General features: G+C 68.9%; 17 protein-coding genes. 5 read left to right on the top strand and 12 right to left on the bottom strand.

Features of this window, described 5'->3' with window-relative positions:
- Window positions 1-37 precede the first annotated feature (37 nt).
- Window positions 38-1,324: a hypothetical protein gene (locus AC099J_RS28595; RefSeq protein ID WP_479618710.1), complete on the bottom strand. Its 1,287-nt coding sequence runs from the start codon at window positions 1,322-1,324 to the stop codon at window positions 38-40.
- A 191-nt stretch (window positions 1,325-1,515) separates the two neighbouring features.
- On the opposite strand from AC099J_RS28595, the gene AC099J_RS28600 reads away from it, so the two are divergent.
- Together AC099J_RS28600 and AC099J_RS28605 are read left to right on the top strand one after the other, a co-directional pair.
- Complete coding sequence (locus tag AC099J_RS28600; protein ID WP_479618711.1) at window positions 1,516-1,938, top strand: hotdog fold thioesterase; 423 nt, start codon at window positions 1,516-1,518, stop codon at window positions 1,936-1,938.
- A gap of 97 nt (window positions 1,939-2,035) precedes the next feature.
- Entirely contained in the window at window positions 2,036-2,332 is a 297-nt protein-coding gene (locus tag AC099J_RS28605; RefSeq protein WP_479618712.1) for a DUF2007 domain-containing protein, read from the top strand.
- A gap of 25 nt (window positions 2,333-2,357) precedes the next feature.
- Here AC099J_RS28605 and AC099J_RS28610 read toward each other — a convergent pair whose 3' ends face one another.
- On the bottom strand, window positions 2,358-2,600 hold the full coding sequence (locus AC099J_RS28610; protein WP_479618713.1) for a hypothetical protein: 243 nt from the start codon (window positions 2,598-2,600) through the stop codon (window positions 2,358-2,360).
- A 260-nt stretch (window positions 2,601-2,860) separates the two neighbouring features.
- Here AC099J_RS28610 and AC099J_RS28615 point away from each other — a divergent pair, with 260 nt between their 5' ends.
- From AC099J_RS28615 to AC099J_RS28625, 3 genes are all read left to right on the top strand, one after another.
- Window positions 2,861-3,076, top strand: coding sequence for a hypothetical protein (locus AC099J_RS28615; protein WP_479618714.1), 216 nt, complete (start codon window positions 2,861-2,863; stop codon window positions 3,074-3,076).
- A gap of 10 nt (window positions 3,077-3,086) precedes the next feature.
- Window positions 3,087-4,808: an RNA-binding domain-containing protein gene (locus AC099J_RS28620; protein ID WP_479618715.1), complete on the top strand. Its 1,722-nt coding sequence runs from the start codon at window positions 3,087-3,089 to the stop codon at window positions 4,806-4,808.
- A 633-nt stretch (window positions 4,809-5,441) separates the two neighbouring features.
- The gene (locus AC099J_RS28625) at window positions 5,442-5,678 is read left to right on the top strand and encodes a restriction endonuclease (RefSeq protein ID WP_479618716.1); all 237 of its coding nucleotides are present in this window, start codon (window positions 5,442-5,444) and stop codon (window positions 5,676-5,678) included.
- A gap of 41 nt (window positions 5,679-5,719) precedes the next feature.
- Here the strand turns inward: AC099J_RS28625 and AC099J_RS28630 are convergent, their stop codons facing one another.
- From AC099J_RS28630 to AC099J_RS28675, 10 genes are all read right to left on the bottom strand, one after another.
- Window positions 5,720-6,277 (bottom strand): ferritin-like domain-containing protein, encoded by a 558-nt coding sequence (locus AC099J_RS28630; protein WP_479618717.1) that lies wholly within the window; start codon window positions 6,275-6,277, stop codon window positions 5,720-5,722.
- 142 nt (window positions 6,278-6,419) lie between these two features.
- Window positions 6,420-7,277, bottom strand: a complete 858-nt coding sequence (locus tag AC099J_RS28635) for an alpha/beta hydrolase (RefSeq protein ID WP_479618718.1) — start codon at window positions 7,275-7,277, stop codon at window positions 6,420-6,422.
- A gap of 696 nt (window positions 7,278-7,973) precedes the next feature.
- Complete coding sequence (locus AC099J_RS28640) at window positions 7,974-8,402, bottom strand: PDDEXK nuclease domain-containing protein (RefSeq protein WP_479618719.1); 429 nt, start codon at window positions 8,400-8,402, stop codon at window positions 7,974-7,976.
- Window positions 8,312-9,004 (bottom strand): DUF1016 N-terminal domain-containing protein, encoded by a 693-nt coding sequence (locus AC099J_RS28645; protein WP_479618767.1) that lies wholly within the window; start codon window positions 9,002-9,004, stop codon window positions 8,312-8,314. The genes AC099J_RS28640 and AC099J_RS28645 overlap by 91 nt, the downstream gene beginning before the upstream one ends.
- Before the next feature lie 151 nt (window positions 9,005-9,155).
- Window positions 9,156-10,088, bottom strand: coding sequence for an ACP S-malonyltransferase (locus AC099J_RS28650; protein WP_479618720.1), 933 nt, complete (start codon window positions 10,086-10,088; stop codon window positions 9,156-9,158).
- A 69-nt stretch (window positions 10,089-10,157) separates the two neighbouring features.
- Window positions 10,158-11,015 (bottom strand): triphosphoribosyl-dephospho-CoA synthase, encoded by an 858-nt coding sequence (locus AC099J_RS28655; RefSeq protein ID WP_479618721.1) that lies wholly within the window; start codon window positions 11,013-11,015, stop codon window positions 10,158-10,160.
- Window positions 11,015-11,761 carry a malonate decarboxylase holo-[acyl-carrier-protein] synthase gene (mdcG, locus tag AC099J_RS28660; RefSeq protein WP_479618722.1) on the bottom strand — a complete coding sequence of 249 codons (747 nt, stop codon included), beginning with the start codon at window positions 11,759-11,761 and terminating at the stop codon, window positions 11,015-11,017. The genes AC099J_RS28655 and mdcG overlap by 1 nt, the downstream gene beginning before the upstream one ends.
- Before the next feature lies 1 nt (window position 11,762).
- Window positions 11,763-12,470, bottom strand: a complete 708-nt coding sequence (locus AC099J_RS28665; protein ID WP_479618723.1) for a biotin-independent malonate decarboxylase subunit gamma — start codon at window positions 12,468-12,470, stop codon at window positions 11,763-11,765.
- Window positions 12,471-12,628: 158 nt separating this feature from the next.
- Complete coding sequence (locus AC099J_RS28670) at window positions 12,629-13,618, bottom strand: Bug family tripartite tricarboxylate transporter substrate binding protein (protein WP_479618724.1); 990 nt, start codon at window positions 13,616-13,618, stop codon at window positions 12,629-12,631.
- A gap of 24 nt (window positions 13,619-13,642) precedes the next feature.
- Window positions 13,643-15,979, bottom strand: coding sequence for an alpha/beta hydrolase domain-containing protein (locus AC099J_RS28675; protein ID WP_479618725.1), 2,337 nt, complete (start codon window positions 15,977-15,979; stop codon window positions 13,643-13,645).
- Window positions 15,980-16,025: the final 46 nt, after the last annotated feature.

Here is a 16,025-nt window from a genome sequence, read left to right on the forward strand (position 1 = left end):
GGCGAGCATGATAGGGGCCGCTCGCCCAGGCGCAGACTCAAGGTTTGGACGCGGGCTTGGCCGGGGCGTCGGCCCCGCCCAGCAGGCGGCCGATGGCCGCGCCAATGGCCGTGCCCACGCCGGGCAGCACGGCGGTGCCAACGGCCGCGCCCACCAGCGGCGCCTTCGAGACGGTGACTTTCAGGCTGTCCAATGGGCCTTCGATGCGCACCGGCACGCCGACCAGGCCATCGACCAGGTCGACGGCTGCGGTGCCGACGACCCGCCGGTTGGCCAGCCGCGCCTGGCCGGTGGCAGTGAACGCGCCGGAGCTTGCCTTCAGGTCGGTGAAGCGCATGACCATGCCTTCCGGCGTGTTCTGCGTGTCGACCTGGCCGGTCAACTGCGTGATGGCGGTCTGGCCCTGGTGTTCGCGCCCCAGCGTGCGCACAGCGCGGTCCAGGTCGAAGCGTGTCAGCGTGGCCGGCGCCATCGTGAAACGGGTGCGGGTGTGCAGGTGCTGCACCAGCGCGAGCGGGTTGGCCCCGTCGGCATCCAGCGTGGTCTCGCCGTTGGCGGCGCCGCGCACCGGAGAGCGGCGGTGGAAGGCGTTCAGCGCAGCCTGCAGCTCCACGCCGCGTGGCGACAGCTGGCCGCGCAGGCGCAGGCGGCCGTCCGCACCCACCTGCACCGTGGCCTCGCCATCGGCCGTGCCGCCGCCCAGCCGCGCCTGCAGGCGAAAGCGCTGCATGGCGCTGTCTGCCTCGGCGGTGTCGCGCGTGATGACGATGTCGGCAGCGGGTTGCGCACCGGGGCGGCGCACGGTGGCTTGCGCCAGCCGCAGGCCGGGTGCGAAATCGGCCTCGGCGTCGTAGACCGCAGCGACGCCGGTGCGCGACACCCACGTCAGATCACGGATCTGCACACGGCCCAGCTCCAGCGTGCCGGGGCGCATCGCTTGTTCTTCACCCGCAGGCGCCGGGCCCAGCGCACTGAGCGAGCGCTGCTCGATGCGCCCACCATCGAGCAGGACCCGCGTCAGTTCCACCCGGCCGGACAGCAGGGGCCACAGCCGGGGCTGCAACTCCAGGCGCTGCAGCTGGAGCGGCTTCTCCTGGCGCGTTGCGGCATCGCGCAGCACCACGTGCGGCGACGGCAGCAAGCCCCATTCGACGGCGCCGACCGTCACCTCCACGCCCATCGCGTCGCTGGCCACGCGCGCCACGCGCGTGGCCAGCTCCTCGTCCGTCGGCAACCACCAGGCCAGCGCCGCGCCGGCCACCGCTACCACGGCAACAGGCAGTGCGATGGCGATCTTCCAAAAGCGCGGCGACGGCATGCGCATGGGGCTCAAGCAATGACCGGGAAGGGGCCAGGTAGGTGGGGCGCCAGTGTGCGGCGGTGGTCGGTGTCGCCACAAGCCGGACGAGGCGTACGCTGGCGTAGGACCGGTGCCCGAGCGCAGGCCGCTGGCCTGCGCAGCACCACCGCTCTCCGTATAGTGGGCGGTTGCCACCACACCCGCAGGAAGCGCACATGCCGATCTGGAAAAAACCGGTCTCCGTCGAAGAACTATCCTCGATCCACGTCGGCACCGCCGTGGGCCATCTGGGCATCGAGTTTCTGGAAGTAGGCGACGATTTCATCACCGGCCGCGTGCCGGTCGACCCGCGCACGCGCCAGCCCTACGGCCTGCTGCACGGCGGCGTGAGTGTGGTGCTGGCCGAGACGCTGGGCTCCTGCGGCGCAGCCTACTCAGTGCCCGAAGGCTGGCGCGCCGTGGGCCTGGACATCAACGCCAACCACCTGCGCGGCGCCACCAGTGGCTGGGTCACCGGCATCGCCCGGCCGGTGCACACCGGGCGCACCACGCACGTGTGGCAGATCGACTTGCGCAACGACGCGGGTGAGCTGACCTGCGTCTCGCGCATCACGATGGCGATCCTGGCACCGCGGTGAATCCTCGGACCGCGCCATACCCGAGCCGCGCTGCGCCGGTGCACATCGCTGCGGGCGCGAGCCGACAGGACACGGTGCGCCGGCCATGAAGCGTGTCGTGCAAGCCCCCAACCTGATGATCGCCACGCTGTGGGTCGACATGCTGACCCAAGCCGGCATGCCCGCCACGGTGCAGCGTGCGTTCGCCAGCGGCATCGTCGGCGAAATTCCGCCGGACCAGGCACTGCCCGAAGTGTGGGTCGAAGAAGACGAGCACCATGTCCGCGCGGTGCGCATGGTGGACTTGCTGCAGCACCCGGTCGAGCGACGCTGGGTGTGCCAGGGCTGCGAGGAGGTTGTCGAGGGGCCGTTCGAGCAGTGCTGGAACTGCGGGGCGCTGCGGGTGGTCACGTGAGTCGGTAGCGGGCGCTTTGGAGCGCTTACAGTGGCGGCCCATGGAGCTCCTTGACAACATAATTGTCCTTTTCGGAGAGGACCTGAAGCAGGCGCTCCGGCCCGGGGCACGTCTGAAGGTCGCCGCCTCTTGCTTCTCCATGTACGCTTTCGAGGCGCTGCGGTCCGAGCTGGAGCAGATCGAAGAACTCCAGTTCATCTTCACCGCGCCCACCTTCGTGGCCGATGAAGTCGGCGACAAGATCCGCAAGGAGCGCAAGGAGTTCCACATCCCAAGATCGACCGCGAACGCAGCCTGTACGGCAGCGAGTTCGAGGTCCAGCTACGCAACCAGCTCACCCAACGCGCCATCGCACGCGAGTGTGCGGAATGGCTACAGCGCAAGGCACGTTTCAAGTCCAACCGCAGCAAGGCGCAGATGCAGCAATTTGCCTGCGTGCAGGCGGATGGCGACCTTCGTCGCGCAGGTCATCTGGCAGAAGGTCTTTTCGCCGAAGAACAGCGCGCGTTGGTTCTCGGAAGATCACGATTGCGTCCTCGTCTACGCAAAGCATGGACGGCAACGCTGGCCGCCTGGTTCGACGCTGTGGGTGGCGTGGGCGAAGCTCTGGTCAAGGAGTTGGCCCGGCTGCAGGCGCTGCGCGCGGTGTTCCGCGACGCGGGCTTTCGCGACAGCGCGATGAAGATCAATGTGGAGCAGATCTTCCGCCAGCTCTCGCCGGGCACCGAGGTCAAGTGCCTGTGAGGGAGTCGCCATGGACCAGGCCACGCTGACCGCATTGCTGGACCGCCTGATCGCCACCTGGGAGAACGAGGTGGTGGAGTTCAAGCGCGCCGGGCGTGACTACGACACCGACAGGATCGGGCAGTACTTCTCTGCGCTGGGCAACGAGGCCAATCTGCGCGGCGCGGAGTGTGGCTGGCTGGTGTTCGGCGTGGATGACAAGCAACGCGCCGTGGTGGGTAGCGACTACCGCCCGGAGCCAGAGCGGCTGCAGAGCCTGAAGCAGCAGGTGGCCCAGGGCACGGAGCCCAGCATCACCTTCCGCAACATCCACGTGCTGGACCACGCCAACGGGCGGGTGGTGTTGTTCGAGATTCCACCCGCGCCGCGCGGGATGCCGATGGCCTGGCAGGGCCACTACTACGCGCGGGCCGGCGAAAGCCGCGCGCCGCTGGGCCTGGACAAGCTCGACGCCATCCGGCAACAAACCCTGGCGCAGGACTGGTCGGCACAGGTCGTGCCCGGCGCCACGCTGGACAACCTGGACGACGCGGCCGTGGCAAAAGCGCGGGAGTTGTTCGCGCAGAAGCACGCCAACCGCCTGGACGCAGCCGAGGTCATGGGCTGGCCGACGGCGACCTTCCTGGACCGCGCCCACGTGACGCAGGACGGCCGCGTCACCCGCACGGCCCTGCTGCTGCTGGGCAAGGCCGAGTCCGCATGGCACCTGTCGCCGCACCCCGCCCAACTGACCTGGAAGCTCGACGGCCCCGAACGCGCCTACGAACACTTCGGCCCGCCCTTTCTGCTGAGCACCACGCAGCTCTACCAGCGCATCCGCAACATCCAGCTTCGGATCCTGCCGCAGGACGCGCTGCTGCCGGTCGAGGTGTCGAAGTACGACCAGAAGATCGTGCTGGAGGCACTGCACAACTGCGTGGCGCACCAGGACTATGGGCGCATGGGCCGGGTGGCTGTCACCGAGCAGCCGGACCGGTTGCTGTTCGAGAACGAAGGCAGCTTTTTCGAGGGGCAGCCGGAGGACTACATCCCAGGTAACCGACTGCCTCGTCGCTACCGCAACCCGTTTCTGGCGCAGGCGATGGCGGAGCTGTCGATGATCGACACCATGGGCTTCGGCATCCACGACATGCATGCGCGCCAGGCCCGGCGCTACTTTCCGCTGCCCGATTACGACCTCACGGAAAGCGGCGCCGTCAGGCTCACCATCCACGGTGCCGTGGTGGACCCGTCGTACAGCCGCATGCTGATCCAGAACACGCAGATGGACCTGGCCGATGTGCTGGCCTTGGACCGGGTGCAGAAGAAGCTGCCCATCGAGGATGCCGTGGCCGCGCGCTTGCGCAAGGCTGGCCTGATCGAGGGGCGCAAACCGAGCTACCGGGTGTCTGCCGTCGTGGCCAAGGCCACGGCCAGCAAGGCGGACTACATCCGCACGCGCGCCCTGGACGATGCGTTCTATGTGCAGCAGGTCGTGGACCTGCTCACCGAATTCGGCCAGGCCACGCGCGCGGAGGTCAACGATCTGCTGACGCAAAAGCTCAGCGACGCGCTGACGCCTGTGCAGAAGGACCACAAGATCGGCAACCTGCTGAGCAATCTGCGACGCGCGGGCCGGATCCGCAACAGTGGGACCCGGGCGCAGCCGGTCTGGCAACTTGCAGAAAGGAATCCACCCGAAATGGATGCCGTCAGGGTCAAGCCCTTGCGCAAAATCCTGAAAAAACAATGACTTGCGCCTTCTTGCAGTCTCCTTCCGTGCGGTGTTGCAGAACGACGTACGGAAACATCGTGAAGCGTGCAAGCGGCGCGCCCGCGCGAACCGGCTTTCTGCAAGACATGCGATGCAGAAAGAAAAATAGAGGGATTGCGGGCTAACCTTGCCTGCCAGAAATTTTTCTGTTTTGAATCAATGACTTATTTCTTTCTGCAAGACGCGCCAAAGGCGCATTGCAGAAAGACATTGCAGAAATAAGCATGAAGCTCAAGTTCAAGACCCAGGGCTACGCACGCGTGTTCGAGAAAGAGGACCGCCTGTACCAGAACGAGGTGATGGAGCTTGTGGAGACGGACTACATCCGACACTTGAAAGCCATCGACGCCAGCAAGACGCACGAGGGCTACTTCGCCGTAGACAAGCGCACGCGCCGACTGGCCGACCCTGCCGTGGCGGCGCGGGGTGAGAACGCCGGGCTGTCGGACGACGTGGACGCCTACGACCTGATCCTGAAGAACAAGGAGCGGCTGCTGTCGCTGGACGAGCCGGTGCGTTTCATCTTTTCGCACTCGGCCCTGCGCGAAGGCTGGGACTACCCCAACGTGCCAGTGAGAGCTACCGCCCGTCCGACGAACAGGCCCCACGCCGGTGGGCAACTACAGCCCGAACTGGGCCATTGCGTTCCAGGAGGGCCGGGTCCGGCACATGTACTTTGTGACGGAGACCAAGGGGTCGTTATCGTCACTGGCGCTCAGGCCCATCGAGGCGACGAAGATCGCATGCGCGCGGAAGTTCTTTGAGGAAATCAATCGACGGTTCAATCCCGAAAACGTTCGGTACGACGTCTTCGACAGCTTCGAGAAGCTGACAAAGATTGTTCGCTGACGGGCCCGCCAGGCTAACCTGCGGACCCGCCCCTCACCCCATCAGCCGCGTGCGCGCGCCGCGTCCCGCAGGTCGCGGATCTGGTCGTGGTTCTTCTGCGCGCCATCGGCCTGGCGCTGCACCACGGCGCGCACACCAGCCGGCAGTGCCTGCTTCAGCGCCTTGCGGTAGCGTGCGATGGCGGTGTCTTCACCACGCTCGCACGATTCCAGGATCGACAGCTCGCTGTCCGCGCCCACGGTGCCCTTGATCTGCACCCAGCCGCGGTGCAGTGCGCCTGCGGCCGTGCCGCCGGAAGCGGGCTCGCCACCGTACTGGCGGATCAGCGGGATCAGCTCTTCACCCGCCTGGCGGCAGCCGTCTGCCCGCGAGGCAAACAGCTGCTTGGCACCGGCCGACTCGACCTGCTCGGCGCAGGTACGGAAGCCGTACTCGCCGTCGCGCGCGTTCTCCAGCAGATCGTTCAGTACGTCGGCCACGTCGTCGTCGGTCAGCACTTCGGTGCTGACGATCTCGCTCCCGTTCGCCTGGGTCAATGGCATGCCGGTCGTCGGGTCGATGTTCAATGCGGTCGGTTGGATCTGGTTGGCAGTCGTCATGTCGTGTTCCTGTGAAAGCCTCTTGCGAGACGGTGAAAGGAGTGTGCCGACCGACCACGGATTCCAGGTCATCCCAGGCGCACGGGCGCTGTAAGCGCCTGGCCCGTTTGCCTATCGTCTGGCGCTGAACGCGCCTGCGCGATCAACCCCCCGCGAACGCCTTCACCGCCCGGCACAGCACGCTGCCTGGCTGCTCCAGGGGCACCACTGCCTGAAAGTGGTCCGCCCCCGGCAGCTCCAGCAGCTCACTGTGGTTGCCCGCCCGCTGCCATGCGTCGTGCAAGCCATGCGACTGCTGCGCAAACGCCGGCTGCTCGGCCCCGCCCCAGGCCAGCAGCAGCCGCGTGGCGCTGGGCCGCACCAGGTGCGTGGGCGAATTGCGGCGCACCAGGCCTTCGTCCAGCTGGATCAGCGGCTGCAGGTAGCTGTAGCGCAGGGGCGCGATGTCGTACAGGCCACTCAGCAGCACGGCGCCGGCGAACGGGTCGTCCGGCAGGCCGTAGTCCTCGCGCCAGCGCGTGGTCAGCAGCATGGCGCCCAGGTGGCCGCCGGCCGAGCTGCCACCGATGACGATGCGCTGCGGGTCGCCGTGGTGCTCGGCAATGTGGCGCAGCGTCCAGGCCGCTGCCGCACGCACCTGGCGCACGATCTCGTCCAGCGTGACGGCCGGGCACAGCGCGTAGTCGATGACCACCGTGGTGAAGCCCATCGCCTGCGGCCCGAAGGCCACGCAACTGAAGTCTCGCGCGGCGCGTGCGCGCCAGTAGCCGCCGTGGATGAAGAAGAACACCGGCGCGCCAGGCCGGGCGGCGGGGAAGATGTCCAGCGTCTCGGCCCGGGTCGGGCCATAGGGGACGGCCGGGCGGTAGGCCAGCGTGCGGCGAGCCTCCTCGCTGCGCTCGGCGAAGTGCCGGTTCGAGGCTGCTGCATCGGCAGCGCGGCGGAACGGGTCGTAGGCTTCGTCGATCTCGGGCTGGCCCGCGAAACCGTGGGGGAACATGGCTTGCATCGTGGAAGATTCCGGGAAGACAAACAGGGCCTCAACGGCCAATGGGCCTGCGATTTTGCGGCTTCACCGCAGTGGCGCCAACACGCGCCGACCCCAAGCGATGCTGATTTTCAGACACGGCGCCCACCCATCGTCAGGCGACATGGCCGCGATGACCCCGGTGCCTGGCCGCGCGCCTTGCGGGCCGCCGTGTCGCTGGCGCTCGACTCGCCGCTGCCAATGTGGCTGGCCTGGGGCGACACACTGGGCATGGTCTACAACGACCCCTATGCACGCGTGCTCGGCGGCCAACACCCGTGCGCAATGGGCGCGCCCGTGCACGAAGTCTGGGCCGAGATCTGGCCCGAGGTCGACCCTCTGGTGCGCACCGCGCTGGCCGGCACGCCGGTGTACCGCGAAAAACTGCCACTGGTGGTGAGCCGCCAGGGGCACGACGAATCCACCTGGTTCACCTTCAGCAGTGCGGACAGGTGGCTGGCCCACATCCACCCTGAGGACCGGCAGCGCATCCGGTGCGCGTCAAGCTACTTGTCGCCTCAAGCAGCCAATGGCTGCATATTCATGCGCGCAATCGCGGCGTCGAGCACCTCCGTTCGTTCAGGGTTGAGGGTGACCACGTCGATGTGCGACCGGTCGCGTGTTTGTCCTGACCACCGTCGCGGCTTGAGCTCGCGAGCTGCGCCGCTGTCATTGGCTGGCCCCCAACTCCTCCACCGCCCTCTGCAGAAACGCCGCCATCTCCTCCTTGCCCGGCAACTGCACCTGGTAGCGCGACACGAACAACTGGTTGCTCATGCCCGCCAGTGCGTACTGCACCAGTTCGGCGTTCTTGCGCGTGCACAGCAGGATGCCGATGGGCGGCTGGTCGCCGTCGCGCATTTCGTGCTGCTGGTAGTAGCCCACGTAGCTGTTGAGCTGGCCCAGGTGCTCGTGGCGGAAGGCGTCGTTCTTCAGTTCGATGAGCACATGGCACTTGAGCACGCGGTGGTAGAAGACCAGGTCCACGAAGAAGTGCTCGCCGCCGATCAGCAGGCGTTTTTGCCGGGCCTCGAAGCAGAAGCCGTGGCCCAGCTCCAGCAGGAAGGCCTGGAGCTTGTCGAGCAGGGCGTCTTCCAATTGGCTTCGGTCACCACCTCCTGCGCCTTGAGACCCAGGAATTCGAACACGTAGGGGTCGCGGATCACATGCTGCGGCGCGGCCCGCTCGGCGCCGGCATGGGCGCGCTTCGACAACGCGGCCTTGTTCGTGGACAAGCCGCTACGCTGGTAGTACTGCGTGGCGATCTGGCGCTTGAGTTCGCGCACGGACCAGGTGCCGCGCAGGGCTTCGGCTTCGTAGAAGGCACGCTGCTGCGTGTCGTCCAGGTCCACCAGTTGTTCGAAGTGACTGTACGAGAGACGGTTGACGAGCAGTGCCGGGTCCGCAGCGGACACGGCCGGCGATTGTGCGGACAGCGTCCGCACTTTCTCGCCCCGCGGCGGCGAAGGTTGCAGCGCTGCGAATGGTGCGGACACCGTCCGCACAATCTGCGGGTAGGCGCGGTAGAAAGCCAGGTAGCCATAGAGCTGGCGCCGGTCGCTGTTGCTGACGCAGTGGCCGCGCAACGCTTCGGACAGTTCGGCCAGCAATCTGTCGCCATAGGTGGCCCGGTCCGCGCCCTGCAGTTCGTAGTGGTGGATGTGCGCACCGAACAGCCAGTTGCGGAAGGTCAGGCTGATGTTGACGGCCCGCGTGGCCTGGGTGGCGCAGCGCCGGAGGACGGGACGGCGTCAGGGCTTCGGGCGTCCGCTCGTATCACGAAGACTGCGCTGTCTTTGACCCTGCAGCGGTCACCGCCAGAACGCCATTCGATACCTGGCCTCCCTTCTCTCACCCCTGCCCCAGCCACTGCACCACCGCCCGCGCGCTACGGAACTCGTCGGCCGAGCGCGCCGGCACTTCGGGGAAGCGCGCGTTCCACAGGCGCGCCAGGGCCTGGCCGGCACCGATCTCCAGCACACGGCCCACGCCGCGGGCGTGCAGGTTGTCCATGCACTCGTCCCAGCGCACGGTCGTGGCGATCTGTGCAGCCAGTGCGTGGCGGGCCTGCTCGGCGCTGGCGATGCGGTCGGCCGCGTTGCTGAACAGCACCGTGCGCGGGCGCGCCAGCGGCAGGCCGGCCAGCACCAAGGCGAAGGCATCGGCCGCCGGCTGCATGGATGGCGTGTGCGACGCGACCGCCACGCGCAGCGGTGTGGCGTGGGCACCTTCGGCCATGGCCGCCGCCGCCATGTGCGCCAATGCCGCTGGCGGGCCGCCGAGCACCACGCTGTCGGGTGCGTTGCGGATGGCGATGGCCAGGCCGCTGCCGGCCAGCAGGCGATCGAGCGTTGACGGGGCAATGTGGCTCAGGCCCAGCAGGCCGCCGGGGGCTTGGGCGGCGCAAGCGTCCATGGCGGCGGCGCGCTGGCCGGCCAGGTCGAGTGCCGTCGCGGCGTCGAACACGCCGGCCGCGCTGAAGGCCGCCAGCTCGCCGACGCTGTAGCCGGCAATGGCAGCGGGTGGCGGCAGCTGCGTCGCCATTTGCGACCAGGCGGCCAGCGCCAGGCCGGTCAGCAGGCACTGGGCGTGGGCGTTGCGGGCGGCCCAATCGGGCCACACATCTGCATCCGCTGCAAGGTGCTGTGCATCGGCCGGCCCAGCGCGCCAGTCGGCAACGCCCAGTCGCGCGGCCACGCCGCGCGTCAGCGCATCCTCGGCCAGCCAGGGCAGCATGCCGGGGTGCTGCAGGCCCTGGCCCGAGAACATCAGCGCGTAGGCCACGGTGTCGACTGCTGCGCGTTGGTAGGCCGTGGCCGGACCGTGTGCAAGGTGGCCATGGAGGCAGGCATGTCAGAACTCGGCCACGCGTTGCAGCCAGCAGGCGGCGGCTACGGTGTCGGCGGCCCCGCCGGGCGAGAGGCGACGCGCGACGAACGCGCGGCCGGTGTCGGCGGCGGCGGCCAGTGCACCAGGCTGCGCTGCGCCGCCGGCCGCGATGAACGCGCGCGCGGCGGCCTGCGCATACCGCAAGCCTTCCAGGCCTCCACGCAACGCGAGGTTGCTGTCGTCCAGCACAGCCATCACGTGGAACAGCGTGTCGAGCCGTGCCAGCCGGGGCGGCAGGCCGCGCGCCTGCGCATCGGCCAGCGCCGGCACAGCCGTTTCAAACAAGGCAGGGAATCCGCTCGCCGCCTCGTACGCTGCACCGCGCAAGCCCAGGCGACGCGCGATCAGGCCGCCGGGCATCGAGGGTGCCTGCTGCGCCCGTGCGGCCAGCGCGCCGCCCCAGCGCTGCTGCAGCATGGCGCGCACGGCGCACGGCCGAAGCGGCCCGCCAGCCTGCACGACGGCGCCCACTGACGCACACAACAGCCCCAGCATGAAGATGGCGCCACGGTGCGTGTTGATGCCGCCGGTGGCGGCCAGCATGCGGGCCTCGGCGTCGATGCCGCAGCGCTGCAGCGCGCCGAACGCCGCGCCGTCACGGCCCAGTGCAGCGATGCGCGGGAAGTAGCTGCGCAGCGCAAACAGGCTGCGCATGAAAGTGGCGGCGTCCATGTCCGTGTGGCTGCCGGTGTCGCTCAGCGTGACCAGGCCGGGCTTGGGTGACAGGGCCAATTCGTCGTACAGCGCCAGCGTGGCAGCGCGGCCGATGGCCTGCGGCGTGATGCCGCATGGCGCGGCGCGGAGCAGCAGTCGCGCGTGCATCACGCCGCCTCTGCGGCGCGCCAGAACGGCGCGTGCGCCAGCGCCACGCCATCGAGCCGCTTGACCAGCACGGAGGGCGTGCGCCCGGCGCGCCAGGCCGCCCACTCACGCCAGGCGACGGCGCTGCCACCGTCGAACACGAGCTCGCCGTCCAGCCGCGCGGGGTCGTCGGACCAGGCCCGCAACAGCGTGGCCACAGCGTCGGCCTGGGCCGGTCCGTTGACATCGATGCACAGGTCGATGTCGGAACCCGGGCGCAGGTGGTCCAGGCCCGTCAGCAGTTGCCAACCGTGGCTGCCGTAGACGCGCGATGGCGCGCCGCAGGCCAACAGCGCCTCGCACAGCGCACGCCACGCGTCGCTTGCTGGTGCAGGCAACAGCCATGGCAATTCGGACGCACGGGGAAAGGCACCGAAGCGTTCGATCTCGGTCGCCCCCACGGACAGCGCCAGGCGGCGCCGGTCCCAGCGGCCGGGCGCCGGCAGGCCAAGGCTCACGACAAGCTCGCGGTTGGTGCTGCTGTTGCTGTTGCTGTTGCTGTTGCTGTTGCTGCTGCTGCTGCTGCTGTTGCCACTGCCGCCCCGGCCCTCACCCTGCAACCGCTGCCGCGAGACGACCAGCGGCAGCCGCCGATGCGCCCAATGCGCCAGGCAATCGCGCGCCTGCGCATCCCACGCGCCGCCCTGCACGCGCTGCCACCCGGCGTCGGTCAGCCACGCGAGCTGGTGGCGGTGCAGCGGCCTCATGTCACGCCGCGTCCAGCACCCGCTGCGCCACCACAGCCGCCAGCTTGCGGCCGCCACGCGCAGCACCGTCCTGCGCCCGCACATCGGCCACTGGCGCATCCACCAATGCCTCACGCAGCGCCGCCTGCAGATCGCCCTGCCACAGCGCACGCACGCCGCCCATGGCCACGTAGTTGCCCACGCCCGGCGCGAATACCGGGTTAGCTTTGGAAAGCTCGGTCAGCATCGCCTCGGGCAGCTTGGTCACGCGCGCCATGGCGGGGATGCGCATGACGCGGATCTCGGCCTCGGGCAGCGCATAGCAGGCGTCCGCGATCAGCCCCGAGGTGATGAAGCCGCCCGACAGCGCCTGGTCGTACACCAGCCCCAACACGCGGTGGCCGCTGCGCCGCGCCAGGTCGATGGCCATGCCCAGATGCGCCATGGCGCGGTTGATGCCCAGCAGCTCGTCACGCCGGCGCAGTTGCTGGCCTTGCGTGTCGATCAGCAGCACGATGGGCCGACCGGGGTGCTGGGCAATGGTGTCCAGCACCACACGCGCCTGCGCCAGTGCCAGCGCCACGCCGATGGGCGCGTGGCCTGTCGTGCCCACCACCGTGATCGGCGCGCCGTCGAGCAGCGCCGTTCCCTGCAGGAAATCGCCTTCAGCGGTGACGCCGTGGTCGGGCCCGAACAAGGCGGTGGCGAGGGTGTTCCAGTCGGGCGTCATGGTGTTCCTTAGATGAAGGAAAGATCTTGAGCCACCGCTGCGGAACGAGCCAGGCCAGGGCACCCGCGGAACTGGCTCTGCCAGGCCGCTGGGTGCGTCCCCCGTCGCGCAGCAGAAGGGGGAAGCGGCGAAGCCGCGCAGGGGGTTGTTCTCATTTTTTAGTCCAGCTTGATGTTGGCGGCTTTCACCACGGCCGCCCAGCGCGTGATCTCGGCCTGCACGTAGTCACCGAACTGGGCCGGCGTGAGCGTGCCGAAGTTCGCACCGTTGCTGGCCCATACGGCGCGGATCTCGTCTGCGGCGCCCGCGCGCTTGACCTCTTCGACGATGCGCGCCTGCAAATCGGCAGGCAGGCCCTTGGGCGCCCACAGCCCGTACCAGGTCACGACCTTGTAGTCGGGCAGACCCAGCTCGGCCGCGCAGGGCACGTCGGGCAGCGACGGGTTGCGCTGCGCGCCCGCCACCATCAGCGCCTTGATGCGGCCGCCCTTGATGTGCGCGGCCGACGAGCCCAGGCCGTCGAACATCATGTCCACGTTGCCGGCGATCAGGTCCTGCAGCGCCGGGCCCGCGCCGCGGTAAGGAATGTGCGTGATGAAGGTGCCGGTCTGCTGCTTGAACAGCTCACCCGCGAGGTGGTGCGAGGTGCCGCCCCCGGCCGATGCGTAGTTCATCTTGCCGGGGCTGCGCTTGAGCTCGGCAAGGAATGCCTTGAAGTCCGGCGCGGTCACGCGCTTGGGGTTGACCACCACCACCTGCGGCACCTCGGCCAGCAGCGCCAGCGGCACGAAGTCGCGCTGCAGGTCGTATTCGAGCTTGGGGTAGACCGAGGGGGCGATCGCATGGTGGATGGCGCCCATGAACAGCGTGTAGCCGTCGGGCTGCGCGCGCGAGGCGATGGTGGCGCCCAGCGTGCCGCCGGCGCCGCCCCGGTTGTCCACCACCAGCGTCTTGCCGGTGAGCTTGGAAAACTGCGCCGACAACGGGCGCGCGAAGGCGTCCGTGCCGCCGCCGGCCGGGAACGGCACGACCAGGGTGACCGGCTTGGCCGGCCAGGTGGATTGGGCGCGTGCGCCCAGAGCCGCAAGGGTGATGCCGGCGGCGCCAGCGCGCAGCAACGTGCGGCGAGGGAACAGGATGGGATGCATGTCGTTTCGTCTCCGGGTTGTGGTTCAAGGCAGCGCGGCAAAGCCGGGCTGTGCGGTCTGCGATTGCGCACGGTTGCGGTAGGCGGCGGCGTCGTCGGCGCCGTGCAGGCCGTCCAGCATCCAGCCGCGCGCCACCAGATCGGTCACCGACTGGTCGACGGCCGTGATGTAGCCGGCCTTGGAGCCATACAGGCCCTGCACGCTCTGGCGCGGGTCGCCAGCCTGGCGCAGCGCATCGGTCAGCGCGAAGGCCAGCTGCGAGCCGTTCAGGCCGTTCTGGTCACCCGCCACGAAGCCGCTTTTGCGCAGGCTGTAGCCGGTGAAGGTGGCCAGCGGCACGGACGAGTCGGGCATCTTCACGCCGGCCACCTCGTTGCCCTGGCCGTCCACGGTGGGCAACTGCACCACGTAGAGCTTGCTGGAGACCGCCGAGGGAATGACGCTCTCGTCGTTCAGGCTCAGCGTGTTGTGCACGCCGTTGAAGGCCAGGCCCGGCGTGCCGGCCACGCCGGTGAAGGCCACGCCCGACAGGTCTGGCCCGCCCAGGCTGGCAGGCGATGCCGTGGGCACGGCCAGCGTGCCGGCGCGCGCCGACGGCCAGGCATTGGGCAGCGGCTGCGCCGTGCCCTTGGCCCAGCCTTCCAGGTTCAGGTACAGCGCGCGCACCAACGCCGTGCTGGCGTTCACCACCGTCGGCGCATGGCCGGGCGAGGTCGCGGCCACGCTGCGCGTGACCGTCATGTCGGGCTGCGTGCGCGCGTTGGCGGCCAGCTGCGAAGGGCTGTGCTGCGTGCCGTTGGAATAGACCAGGCGCACGTTGTCGGGCACCGTCACGTCGTTGCCGAGGCCATCGGTTGCCACCAGCGAGGCGCGCGCACCGCCGAATTCGATGGGGCTGTCGTACTGGATGACCTTGGGGCAGGTGCCGTCCTTCAGGCACTTCATCAAGAGGCCGTCCGTGCGGCCGCCCACCGGGTCGGTCAACGTCGCGTAGCCGAACGGGAACTGGTCGCCGGGCGTGTAGTGCGTCTCGTGCTGGCGCGAGTAGTCGCCGGGCTTGGACCAGCGGTAGTTGGTGTAGGTCTTGCGCGAGCCGCCCACCAGCGGCAGCATGCCGTCGAACACGCGGCGCTTTTGCGCGTCGGCGTTAAAGCCCTGCCACAGGAAATCGCGCACATAGCGGCCCGACTGCGAGATGCCGCCGAACAGCGTGGTCTGCACGCGGCCGGCCATCGGGTTGCCGGCGGTGCCGTGGCGCAGAAAGCTCACCAGGTCGCGCGTGGCCAGGAAGCCAAGGCCCATGACCTTGGGCTCCACCGCCGTGTAGTTGAACTGGTAGATGCTGCCGTTGTCCAGCCCGGCATCGAGCGCGGCGGCGTAGGCCGCATCGGCACGCACCCCAGCGCGGTCGATGGTGACGTAGCCGTAGCCGTCGGCCCCCGTGCCGCCGGCCACGCCCGTGCCGCTGCCGGCGGTGTAGGTCCACAAGGAAGAAGCCACCGTGATCGGCGCGGACATCGGCGTCTTGCGCACCGTGAGCGTGGCCGCGCCCTGCGTGCCGGGCGCTTGTTTGTAGTAGGTGCCGAGCAGGTTGGCCGTGGCGTTGTCGGCGATGAACTCGTCCTGCACGCGGCCGGTGATGGGCGCGTTGCCGTTGGTCACGTCCACGGCGATGGGCAGCGTCATGCCCGGTGCGTACCAGCGCTGCGTGGTGCTGATGGCGGCCGAGGCCACGTTCAGCGTCTGCGGCCGGTCACCCTGCCAGCCGGCCCAGACGATGCTGGCGCCCTGGTTCATCAGGAAGCCGTTGCCCGCGCCCACACCGGCCACATGGCCGGTGGCCGTCGTGACGACCTGTGGCCGCACATTGCTGAACAGGTCGTTGACCGAGCCCTCGTTCAGCACTGGCACCAGCAGCGCGTTGGTGCGGTTGGAGACCTCGTACAACAGCGTGCCGTTGCCACGCGCCGCATCGGTGGGCGCCAGCAAGACCACGTCGAAGGTGTAGCGCACGTTGCCTGCCGCGTCGGCCGCGGTGTTGGGCAAGTCGACGATGGTGGCCGCGCAGTCGTCCTTGGGGGACACCGTGGCGGTGGCCTCAGCCAAGGTGTAGGTGTAGGTTCCCACGCTGCCGAAGCTGGCGCCGTTGAACGCCAGGCCGGTGCCCTTCACGTCCAAGCGCTCGATGCCCGAGCGTGTGATCGGACACGGGCTCGTGCTGTCGGGCGGCACCAGCGCGCTGCGCGCAACCGGCAGTTGCGGCGTGGAATCATCTCCGCCGCACGCGGCCAGTAAGACCACCGCCAACGCGGCACCGCCGCGCGCGGCATGGCGGACCAGGGAATCTGCGATCACCGTCATCTCGTTGTCTCCTTGTCGTTGTGGAACCATCAAGCTGCGTCTTCTC

The sequence above is a fragment of the Rhodoferax sp. RT4P68 genome (genome assembly GCF_056521305.1).

What these genes read in the sequence shown, in the direction of transcription:
- AC099J_RS28665 (WP_479618723.1), bottom strand. Translation starts at nt 12,470, where the DNA reads ATGACGCCCGACTGGAACACCCTCGCCACCGCCTTGTTCGGGCCCGAC.
- AC099J_RS28595 (WP_479618710.1), bottom strand. Translation starts at nt 1,324, where the DNA reads ATGCGCATGCCGTCGCCGCGCTTTTGGAAGATCGCCATCGCACTGCCT.
- AC099J_RS28655 (WP_479618721.1), bottom strand. Translation starts at nt 11,015, where the DNA reads ATGCACGCGCGACTGCTGCTCCGCGCCGCGCCATGCGGCATCACGCCG.
- AC099J_RS28600 (WP_479618711.1), top strand. Translation starts at nt 1,516, where the DNA reads ATGCCGATCTGGAAAAAACCGGTCTCCGTCGAAGAACTATCCTCGATC.
- mdcG (WP_479618722.1), bottom strand. Translation starts at nt 11,761, where the DNA reads ATGAGGCCGCTGCACCGCCACCAGCTCGCGTGGCTGACCGACGCCGGG.
- AC099J_RS28635 (WP_479618718.1), bottom strand. Translation starts at nt 7,277, where the DNA reads ATGTTCCCCCACGGTTTCGCGGGCCAGCCCGAGATCGACGAAGCCTAC.
- AC099J_RS28675 (WP_479618725.1), bottom strand. Translation starts at nt 15,979, where the DNA reads ATGACGGTGATCGCAGATTCCCTGGTCCGCCATGCCGCGCGCGGCGGT.
- AC099J_RS28620 (WP_479618715.1), top strand. Translation starts at nt 3,087, where the DNA reads ATGGACCAGGCCACGCTGACCGCATTGCTGGACCGCCTGATCGCCACC.
- AC099J_RS28630 (WP_479618717.1), bottom strand. Translation starts at nt 6,277, where the DNA reads ATGACGACTGCCAACCAGATCCAACCGACCGCATTGAACATCGACCCG.
- AC099J_RS28670 (WP_479618724.1), bottom strand. Translation starts at nt 13,618, where the DNA reads ATGCATCCCATCCTGTTCCCTCGCCGCACGTTGCTGCGCGCTGGCGCC.